We start from the raw sequence: 1,655 nt of genomic DNA, 5'->3' as shown, positions 1-1,655 counted from the left end.
AATTTTATCTGCATTTCCAGAACCGGTATATGTACCTGTAAAATCAGCATTATTTACATGTATAGCATCCTGTGTTGCAGGATAAAGATAGCCTTTTTCACTGTACCCAGTTGGTTTCCAAGTAGTTTTTCCACTTTTATCAGTATTACTTAAGTTTTTACTCCAATTATATTTACTGCCTTTAAGAAGTGTAGGTTTAGGTGTTGACATAAGTAATTCATCAGTGTAATTAAAGATAGCTTCTTTATTCTGGATTTCTCCATCAATAGTATAAATGTCCAAACCATTTTCATCCTGCCATTGTTCTAAGTTAAATGTTTCACCTTCAACTGTGTGCTGCTCAGTGGATATTAATTTAGGATATTCACCATTGTTTTCCTCAGGTAATGTACTGGCACTAGCTTTATTGCTAATCGAGAATCCTGAAATTGAAGATGCAAGCAATATTACAGCTAATCCCTTAGTAAAACCTTTCTTTAAAGTTAAATTGTTCATAATAATTCCTCCTTGTTTTTTGTATTTATGAATTACTTTCTAATGCTGATTTAAAAGTTCTGTTTAAGTAATTCAATATGTTAGCCTTTTTTGGAACAGAAAGTTCTAAATCTTTAAGTATGTGTACAGCCGTATTCGTTGTCTGAATTTCAGATTCTTCGTTTTCTTGTCCAAAAAGAGGGAAACTACCATTAGTTAATTGAATGCCTTTTATGTAATTATTTATTTTTACTTTTTCTACAGGGAAAAGTTGTTTATTNNACAATTACATCTAGTGATTGTAAATCCATACTATTAAGTTTCAAAAAGTAAGGTCTAAGTTTTTCAATATAAGAGTTATACAGTGTACTTTCTATTCCTAGTTTTCCATTTAAATCATTATCTAACTTTTTTATTCTATACAGGTAACCACCGTAAGTGATAAAATCACTTGTTGGATTGACTTCAAATATCTCATTCAAAACTTTTTTTAACCATTCTGCACTATTGGATTCGATTTTATTTTGAAGACCCATTTGCCTATAAATATCTAGTGCAAGACAAGTAGATAAGACATAGGAATCTAAACTTTGATTGCTTGACTCCTCTATATTTGTTAAGTAGAAGCCTTTATCGTTATATAGTTTTTCTAATTCTTTTTGAATATTATCCTTATCTACGTTGAAATTTGAAAAATTACTAACTGATACATATAACCACAAATCAAAGATTGGACTCGGTCCATTAGTTAAATTATCTATTTGTACCTGTTTTAATTTTTCCGATACCATCATTAATTCTTTAGAAGGTATTTCTTCTAACAATCTTCTTCCTTCCATTGAGTAATAAAGACTATAAAAATCAATTTCTAAAGATGAATTAGTTGTTGTTTTTGTTGTTTCATTATTTAACGTTGAAGAAATCTTGTCACTTGAAGATTGTTTGCTCTTTGTTTCAACTAAAAAAAATGATAGCGTTGTTAAAAATATAATAATGAATAAGACTACAACAATTATTCGCTTTCTATTCATTTTGTTCTCCTTCTAATCAATCATGGATAAATTAATACACATCAACTTCTTTATCATTTTGATCATAAAATATTATGGAATAGTTTTTCTTTTGTTCACTCATTTCATAATCGAAAAATGTAATGACTCTTGTATTTTCATCAACTATTT

The 1,655-nt window shown here is 28.6% G+C and carries 1 protein-coding gene; it reads right to left on the bottom strand.

The window, feature by feature from the left end; genetic code table 11:
- Positions 1-495, bottom strand: a 495-nt coding sequence (locus tag V7014_RS26985) for a hypothetical protein (RefSeq protein ID WP_335512187.1), incomplete at its 3' end; no start/stop codon positions are given.
- Positions 496-1,655: the final 1,160 nt, after the last annotated feature.

It is taken from the genome of Bacillus sp. JJ722 (genome assembly GCF_036963345.1).
In the GTDB taxonomy this organism is placed as follows: Bacteria; Bacillota; Bacilli; order Bacillales; family DSM-1321; genus Bacillus_AD.
The sequence above is the reverse complement of the archived record's forward strand: the minus strand, read 5'-3'. Positions and strand labels throughout refer to the sequence as shown.